Here is an 8,360-nt window from a genome sequence, read left to right on the forward strand (position 1 = left end):
CGGCGTCCTGCACACCTGCAACTGATTTCAACATGGATTCGACGCTAATGGCGCATGCTGCACAGGTCATTTCAAGTACCGGAAATGTTTCCTTTACAATACCATTTTTTTTATAAGTGGTAGCAGATTTCTGAGGGATTGATATAACTGATGACATGTTTTACAATTTTCTACAAAGCTATTTTGTAATGCCGGGAGGAATGTTATACAATACAAGGTGAATTGTATATAATTTTAAGATGAGCTATCTGGATCACCCAGGGATAATTTCGATTTACGGATCTCTTTAAAGTAAGATGTGTTAAGACCGGTGTGCGACTTAAACTGACGGGAAAGATGTGCCGCACTGCTAAAGCCGAGTTTAAAAGCAATATCCGGTAGCGTATCATTTGTATATACCAGTAGTTCCTTTACCTTTTCAATTCGGTAATCTATAATGTATTTTTCCAGAGTGATTTTCTCCAGTTCAGAAAAAACAGCGCTCACACTATTATAATCTTTATTTAAATGGGAAACCACCACATCTGAAAAGCGAAAATCTGGCGGAAAATTATAGTTTCCTGAATATACCTTTTCTACCAGGGCCTTTACATCACGTGCCAATTTTGTCTTTTTATCTTCAAGGAGGGTAAAACCCAACGGTCTCAACCTTTCCTCAAGGGCTGCCATATCAGGAACGGACAGCGCCAATACGGTGGTAACTTCACCCAGACTAATACCATTAACCGGTATCTTCAGCTCATTCAATTGTTCCCGAATGGTAAGAATACATCTGTCACAAACCATTCCTTTTATAAATATTTTATACATACCCGCCATAAGGTCAAAATTTGAACTTATGCAAATTGCAGTTTGCGGGTAAATGTATCGTTATATAATTATTGAAAGGATTTACAAAATTATGAGATCATACCTGATCCAGCGCCTTTCGCTGGAATCCAGGTTAGTTGCTAAATATTTTCAGCTACGTCACCTGGTTGTTCGAACAAAAAAGCTACACAGAAATGGCAGCACAGTTATAGCGCTGCCATTTTTTAATAGCTCCCGATTGTTATCGCAAACAGCATTCTCTGGTACTACAGCGAAGGATACAATACTGCCCTTGCCCCTGTCTGCGCAGCATATTGCAATGCCTCATTCACCTGGTTAAAGGCAAATACCTGTCCCCTTACCGTTTCAAAATGTGGCAGGTGCAAAATATGGCTTATCTCTTCCAGCGCCTGTTGCAGTCTGGCGCGATCCTGCACAGTAATCGTTTTGAAATTACTAAAGCCGGTGATCGTTATACCGCGCATTAACAGGCTGGTGTGAAAAGACACGGAAGTGGCCCCGCCCAGGAAACCATACACATAGATGGTGGAATTGAAAGGAAGTACAGGGATAATATCATTCAACAACGTTCCTCCCACGCCATCAAAAACAGCGGTTGCCTGTAGTTGTTGTGCCTGTTGCTGCAGCTGTTGTTTGAAATGGGCTTCGGTTTGCACCAGTACCTGTTTGGCACCCAGTGCTTCCAGTGCCTGCTTACCAGCTTCGTTCCTTACGATGGAGATCACCGGTATGTTGTATACCTGGCACAATCCGAGCATGGCAATGCCGGTAGCAGAATTTCCAGCGGTGCAAATAATGCCGTTATGCCCCTGTTGCTGCACCTGTTTAATAAAAGCATAACAAGTGATTATATTCACCAGCGAACCGGCATACTTGTCCATCGACCCTTCGTTGAACAATACCGCGCACTGCAAATAATGAACGTGCGCATAATCGCTCCAGGTGCCCACAATATGTTCGCTGAATTGTAAGGAACGGTAGATGGTTACTTTTTTCCCCTTGTAATAGTCAGGAACATCCGGCCCTGTTTCAATGACAGTACCTACGCCCGATACGCCGGCGATATCAGATTGACTTACCGGGATGGAACCGGGTGGAAAGAAACCCGCTATAAAGGCAGCGTCGCCTGCATTGATACCGCAGGCATGCATTTGTACCAGCAGATGTTGTGGCAAAGCTGTTGCCGGTGTGGGAATTTCATTAACTTCAACCTTATTTTTGTCGGTTACTATAATTGCCTTCATTAATTTGTTATTTAATTCGGGCACAAAGCTACCTTTGTCACTGAGTTCACACAAGAACTTACCTAAAAGTAGGCCCTATGGCACCCATCAAAACATCGTCTACCAACCAATTGAACAAACGGATAATAGCCACCAAATGTCCTGTTACATTTACACTGCATAAAATAAGCGGCCGCTGGAAACCACTCATCATATACCAATTGATGTCCGGCGTTAAAAGGTATTACGAATTGAAGAACGCCATTCCCGGGATCTCGGAAAAAATGTTGTTCCAGCATTTAAAGGAGATGGAAGCTGACAACATTATTTCGCGCAAAGCCACCGACTCTGTACCGCCTCAGGTAGAATACAGTCTTACCCGTTGCGGTCTGGACCTGAGCCCGGTACTTCTGGCCATGAAAGAATGGGGGAAGAATTATAACATATAAGTGCAGTTCATCATTCATCACGATGAAATTTCAGGCCAAATTGATATACAACAATGGGAATTAACAAAGACATATCTGACCAGGAAACGGAACGAATAGCTAATTGTAGTTATTCAGACTTTTTACAAATCCTTACAGATATTGAAGACTTTTGGGGCAGTAACAGAACTCTTTCCTATCACCATCCGATGTTTATTAACGAATTTGGGAATACCGCATTTGTTATAAAAGTTAACGACAAGGTAATTGCGTATCTTTTGGGCTTTGTGTCGCAGACAGAGCAAACTGGCTATGTTCATCTTATTGGTGTAAGACAAAATCATCAAAAAAAAGGATTGGGCAAAATATTATACGCACATTTTATAGAATATTTGAGAGCTATTGGTATTGAAAATTTAAAAGCTATTACAACTCCAACAAACCAAAAATCAATAAACTTTCATTTAAGGATCGGAATGGAAATGACAGGAGTTGAAAATGCCAACGGAATAAAAGTAATCAAAGACTATTCTGGTTTAGGGCAAGACAGGGTAGTTTTTAAAATGAAATTTATCTAATAAGAGCCCGTACTGGCGAATTCGTTTTTCTTACATAATTTGGATAGGATAACTGCGAATCAAAATACTTTCCTGGCGGAACTGTTGCTCTAATTGTTCCTTTAACCGCTTCCAAAAGATATTGTCAAATTTATCCGCCATGACTTCAAAAATAATCAGTTCGTCTTTAACGGTATGCTGTTCTTCTTCTTTCCAAAGCCCGGTCACCGGCGCCTGCTGGTATACGGTTACACCGCCGAAGCGTTCGTTAAACTCGTGACTGAGAGCTATGTACCAATCGACCGAAAAGCGCTGGCCTCGATTGTCTGACAGGGGCAAAAAGGTTTGAATGAGTACTTTATCCATGCTTCCCTAACGTTTAAAACCTATGCCAGGGTTCCCATAAAGCCTGGTTCAGAGATCATACCGGCTTTGTCATTAAAACAGCCCCCGGTTTTTGTTTCTATCACGCTCATAGTTCAAACAACAGTGGCATACTTCCTCCTGCGTTAATTCTCTATCTGCCTCAATTTAGGTGCCGCGTGCGTTTCCACACTATTTCATCCGGCATGCTTTTTTTGGGTTTGTTTTAAACGGCTATATATGTTAGCAATGAATTATCGTGGCCCATTCAGAATTCGTTTGGACAAAAACAAAGCAATACCTGAAATTCAACATCAGCAGGATGCTATTGTTCGTGTAACCCGTTCATGTATCTGCGGTTCCGATCTGCACCTGTATCACGGCCTGGTGCCGGATACACGGGTAGGTATGACCTTTGGGCATGAATTTACCGGCGTGGTGGAAGCAGTTGGTTCCGCCGTTCAAAAATTGAAAGTAGGAGACAGGGTATTGGTGCCTTTTAATATTGCCTGTGGCACTTGTCCCTTTTGTTCCCAGCAATTATTTGGCAATTGTCACGAAAGCAACTCCGAAGCCACAGCTGTGGGAGGGATATATGGCTACTCACATACGGCAGGTGGTTACGATGGTGGGCAGGCAGAGTATGTTCGCGTGCCTTATGCTGATGTGGGCCCGGAAATAATACCCGACTGGATGGATCTGGACGATGCGGCCTTACTAACTGATGTGGTGCCTACTGGTTACCAGGCCGCAGAAATGGCTGGCATTAAAAAAGGCGATACTGTTGTAATATTTGGCGCAGGCCCAATTGGTATTATGGCTGCCAAATGCGCCTGGTTATTTGGTGCAGGGCGGGTAATTGTAATAGATAAATTGGATTATCGCTTAGAGTTTGTTAAGAATTACGCCCAGTGTGAAGTATATAACTTTCTTTCTATTAAAGACCCTGTGCTTTTCTTAAAAAAGCTAACTGGCATTGGCCCTGATGTGTGTATTGATGCCGTAGGTGCCGAAGCTGCAGGTGATACATTCCATACATTGACGGGAGGAAAAACACTCCTGCAGGCAGGTTCTCCTACGGCATTGGAATGGGCGATAAATAGTGTTAAAAAAGGAGGCATTATTTCTGTGGTAGGGGTGTATGGGCCCACCGCTAATATGATCCCTATTGGCAACGTAGTAAACAAAGGCCTTACTATAAGAGCCAACCAGGCATCCGTAAAGCGGCTGTTACCAAGGCTGATAGAACATATAAAAAATGGCATATTGAACCCCAAAGACATCATAACCCATAGATTACCCCTGGAAGAAATATCAGAGGCATATCATATATTCTCTGCCAAAAGGGATAATTGTATAAAAACAATTTTAATACCACCCAGAGCAATAGCATAAAGCATAACTATATGGAAAGTAAAAAACAACAAACGCCCCAGGAATGGGCGATAAATGGATCTGAAGCTACAGGCAAGATGAACAGTGATGAGATGGCAGGCCAGTTTACCCATATAAAAGGATGGGGTATAGATGCTGATCCGGATAATGACCCCACTTATCCAATGAAGCATTGGAATGGCGATGATCATAAACGGCTTAATTATGAAAGGCCGGTTCAACAACCTTTAACAGTGGAAAAGTTACATTCAAACGAAAGACCATCGGTGTCAGCTGTTTTTGGCACAACCTGTCCTCCTTCTGGCATAAGTGGTATCCTCCGCCGTTATGCCTTCCATTACAGTGAAGGTAAATGGGCGCACTGGCTTACCTTGCTCGTGGCCGACAGAATAAATGTAGTAGAAGGCATCATTAGCGATATTAAGAAGGGCCATTTCCCTAACATCATTGCTGAGCGTGGTTGGAAGGCCGAATGGAAATACAACCGAAAAGGAGTGGTTAAAAATATAGCATTAGGTGTTGCCGTTACAGTGACTGTTTTTATTTTACTGTCGGGGCGGTATAAAAAAGTACGTAACAGATAACTCTTGAAAGAATCGCTCAAAAAAAAAGCCCCATGCGGGGCTTTCGTATATCAGGAGAATTCTTTAATACCTGTTTTCATTATAACTATTCCGGTTATTGAAACCGCTTCTGTCTCCACTATTCTGTGAAGACCTGCCTTCTCTGGGTTTGGCAACTGATACAGTGATTGATCTGTTTTCCACCGTTGCGCCATCCAGTTCTGCAATAGCTTTTTGGGAAGCAGCCTCGTCCGACATTTCAACAAAGCCGAAACCCCTTGATTTGCCCGTTTCCCGATCCATAATAACCTTAGCTGAGGTAACTTCTCCATAAGGAGCAAAAAAATCTTTTAAGTCTTCATCCTGTAGGTTGAAGCTTAAGTTTGAAACATAAATGTTCATTCCATGAAATTAAATGATGAGTAATTTCTGAGGAAAGCAAGAAGTAAGAAACTAACTATAATGCAGGTGTATTAAGCAATGTAATTAATGAATACTAATGCGAGGCTCAAAATAACTGCATGAAGGTAGTCTTAATTTTTTACAATCCCTGATAAATAATAAATAAGTCTCGTCTCAGCTTAAATGGAATTAATTTGAAAGATTAAAATCGCCGGGAGAATAACACTTTTTCCAATATTCTATAATGAGCCCAACGATTTCCTGTAATTCACTAAATTTAACAGGCTTAGTGAAAAAACCTTGAGCAGAAGTTGCATAAGCATTGACAACCGATTCTTTGCTTGCAGCAGTAGTGAAAAATATATAAGGGATACATTTCTGACTGAGTTTCTCATTGGTAAACACCCTTGCTTTTAATTCAAGTCCATTCAATTTTGGCAAGTTGATGTCTGATAAAATTAAAAATGGTATGGTGGTAGAAGATTCAAGGTAGGCAAGTGCTTTATCACTTTCAGAAAAAAATATAGTCTTATTGGAGAATTTTAAGTTTTTGAATACCTCAGCAAACAATAATTGGTCATCTAAGTCATCTTCGATTATGATGATTTCACCGTCTTTATTCATAAAAAATTGATTGGAAAGGAAGTTAGGCAAATTAATCAGTATCCCCCATTATCATTCTCACAAATAAGCGTGTACCTATCTTATGCTTGAATTAGCAAACGTTAATTGGCATTTTTTAAGTATCTTTGTTTAAATTTTCCCAGAATATAGTAAGATTGACAATACAGGGAAATAATAATTAGCCCTCTTCTTTTTTCTATTCTCCGCAAAGTTTAAGTTATAAGATCTGGTTTGTGCCTTGAGTGATAACTGTCATCATATTTTTAATTGAACTTAAAAGTACATTATGCAAAAAGTATTGTTATTAACAACAATCGGTTTGTTGTTTTTTGGTATGTCTATATCTGCTCAAAAGGTGAATACCGATTCTCTTTCCTTAGTATCAAAAATTAGCGCGGATCAATTAAAGCTGGGCAAACTACAAAATCAGGTTGAACAAAAAACAAAAAACAAACAAGACGCTTCAGAGCAGGCGCAGAAATCTGCGAATGAAAATTCAAAGGCAGCAGATAAATTAAGCGATAAACCTGAGAATAAGAAATTGGCCAGAAAAGCCAACAATAAAGCCGCTGAAGTCAAAAGCGATTCCAGGAATGCGAGGAGAGAATCCGACAGATTGGATAACTTGAATAAGGACATCCAGAATTTAAAGAAAAGGATAGCTGATAATCAAGCCAAATTAAATAAGTACATACAAAACGATAAAGCTAATCCTGTAACACCTGATACGACTCAGCACTAGGATAACTTCGAGTAATATAATTTCTTTTCCAGAGAGAGTATATAACAAATCTGGCAGTCTGGCAAAATATTGCTATCTTTAGTACAGAAGCAGTTATCTTCTCTCTCGTTTTAGTTATTATTGTTTTTTATTTAGATTTTTCTTTTAAAAGTTAAGTTTATTTTTAATTCAGTTTTTATTATTTCGTCTTTAGAAGATAACTGTATAGAGGGCAGAGTCAAATCTGCCCTTTTTTATTATGGTTTTTGCCGCATTTAATTGGATAAAAGACCGATAAATTGTTTCCTGATCTCATACACTTTTCGCTGAACTACATCCAGGTATTAATTAACCATTTTTGCAGGTTGTGATTCCTTCAACCCTGCCGGCAGTAATATTCCATTTTGACTGTAGGTTACAACCTTCGAACCTGATTGGGTTCGAAAAAAAAATTGTGTTAGCCGATGATCAAAGTGTTTTTACCATATATAGCATCCACCCCTTTGTTTTGATAGTATGGTATTTGCTGTAAGTACTATAGCTTATACTGTAGTAGTATCAAAACGTTTGTAATATTCATTTATGAAGGAAGGGCATTCTAAAAAAGCATCGACTGGCGATTTTGTTCGCGTGCGGGGTGCAAGAGAACACAATCTTAAAAATATCAATGTTGACATACCTCGTAATTCGCTGGTTGTTTTCACTGGCGTATCGGGCTCAGGTAAATCTTCGCTGGCATTTGGAACATTGTATGCTGAAGCGCAACGCCGTTACCTGGAATCAGTTTCACCTTATGCAAGACGGTTATTCAATCAAATGTCCGTCCCTGAAGTGGATGAAATCGAAGGCCTGCCTCCTGCTGTTGCCTTACAACAACAACGCGGCGCGGTAACCACACGTTCTTCTGTTGGCAGTGTAACGACGCTCTCCAACCTGCTCCGTATGTTGTTTTCAAGGGCAGGCGACTACCCCAAAGGACAATCGATCATCTACGCCGAAGGCTTTTCACCGAATACACCCGAAGGGGCCTGTCCCAACTGTCACGGACTCGGCCGTATCTATGATGTGACGGAAAAATCGATGGTACCGGATGATAGCCTCACTATACGTGAACGCGCCATTGCCGCCTGGCCTACTGCCTGGCAGGGGCAAAACCTGCGCGAGATCCTCATGACGCTCGGCTATGATGTAGATAAGCCCTGGCGTGACCTACCGAAGAAAGACCGCGATTGGATACTATTTACAAACGAACA

At 40.9% G+C, this 8,360-nt stretch carries 10 protein-coding genes and 1 pseudogene; 6 read left to right on the forward strand and 5 right to left on the reverse strand.

From position 1 onward, the window contains the following. Positions 1–234: 234 nt before the first annotated feature. Both ACJ751_RS23955 and ACJ751_RS23960 read right to left on the reverse strand, forming a co-directional pair. The gene (locus ACJ751_RS23955) at positions 235–819 is read right to left on the reverse strand and encodes a helix-turn-helix domain-containing protein (RefSeq protein ID WP_407748062.1); all 585 of its coding nucleotides are present in this window, start codon (positions 817–819) and stop codon (positions 235–237) included. Between the two features lie 257 nt (positions 820–1,076). Then, a complete protein-coding gene (locus tag ACJ751_RS23960; protein ID WP_407748063.1) occupies positions 1,077–2,075 on the reverse strand; it encodes a zinc-binding dehydrogenase in 999 nt (332 codons plus the stop codon). Positions 2,076–2,152: 77 nt separating this feature from the next. Between ACJ751_RS23960 and ACJ751_RS23965 the strand changes: the two genes are divergently transcribed. Next, the gene (locus tag ACJ751_RS23965; protein ID WP_407748064.1) at positions 2,153–2,503 is read left to right on the forward strand and encodes a winged helix-turn-helix transcriptional regulator; all 351 of its coding nucleotides are present in this window, start codon (positions 2,153–2,155) and stop codon (positions 2,501–2,503) included. Between the two features lie 53 nt (positions 2,504–2,556). Continuing rightward, on the forward strand, positions 2,557–3,060 hold the full coding sequence (locus ACJ751_RS23970; RefSeq protein ID WP_407748065.1) for an N-acetyltransferase family protein: 504 nt from the start codon (positions 2,557–2,559) through the stop codon (positions 3,058–3,060). A gap of 30 nt (positions 3,061–3,090) precedes the next feature. Here ACJ751_RS23970 and ACJ751_RS23975 read toward each other — a convergent pair whose 3' ends face one another. Next, positions 3,091–3,405, reverse strand: a complete 315-nt coding sequence (locus tag ACJ751_RS23975) for a hypothetical protein (RefSeq protein WP_407748066.1) — start codon at positions 3,403–3,405, stop codon at positions 3,091–3,093. Between the two features lie 237 nt (positions 3,406–3,642). On the opposite strand from ACJ751_RS23975, the gene ACJ751_RS23980 reads away from it, so the two are divergent. Both ACJ751_RS23980 and ACJ751_RS23985 read left to right on the forward strand, forming a co-directional pair. Continuing rightward, entirely contained in the window at positions 3,643–4,797 is a 1,155-nt protein-coding gene (locus ACJ751_RS23980) for a zinc-dependent alcohol dehydrogenase (RefSeq protein ID WP_407748067.1), read from the forward strand. 11 nt (positions 4,798–4,808) lie between these two features. Next, a complete protein-coding gene (locus ACJ751_RS23985) occupies positions 4,809–5,381 on the forward strand; it encodes a hypothetical protein (RefSeq protein ID WP_407748068.1) in 573 nt (190 codons plus the stop codon). Between the two features lie 63 nt (positions 5,382–5,444). Here ACJ751_RS23985 and ACJ751_RS23990 read toward each other — a convergent pair whose 3' ends face one another. Together ACJ751_RS23990 and ACJ751_RS23995 are read right to left on the reverse strand one after the other, a co-directional pair. Next, the gene (locus tag ACJ751_RS23990) at positions 5,445–5,762 is read right to left on the reverse strand and encodes an RNA recognition motif domain-containing protein (RefSeq protein WP_407748069.1); all 318 of its coding nucleotides are present in this window, start codon (positions 5,760–5,762) and stop codon (positions 5,445–5,447) included. A gap of 189 nt (positions 5,763–5,951) precedes the next feature. After that, entirely contained in the window at positions 5,952–6,386 is a 435-nt protein-coding gene (locus tag ACJ751_RS23995) for a response regulator (RefSeq protein WP_407748070.1), read from the reverse strand. A 286-nt stretch (positions 6,387–6,672) separates the two neighbouring features. Here ACJ751_RS23995 and ACJ751_RS24000 point away from each other — a divergent pair, with 286 nt between their 5' ends. Both ACJ751_RS24000 and ACJ751_RS24005 read left to right on the forward strand, forming a co-directional pair. Further along, on the forward strand, positions 6,673–7,128 hold the full coding sequence (locus ACJ751_RS24000) for a hypothetical protein (RefSeq protein ID WP_407748071.1): 456 nt from the start codon (positions 6,673–6,675) through the stop codon (positions 7,126–7,128). A 561-nt stretch (positions 7,129–7,689) separates the two neighbouring features. Continuing rightward, positions 7,690–8,360: pseudogene (locus ACJ751_RS24005) on the forward strand (excinuclease ABC subunit A); the annotation flags it as partial.

The sequence above is a fragment of the Niastella sp. genome, assembly GCF_045805085.1.
Taxonomy (GTDB): domain Bacteria; phylum Bacteroidota; class Bacteroidia; order Chitinophagales; family Chitinophagaceae; genus Niastella.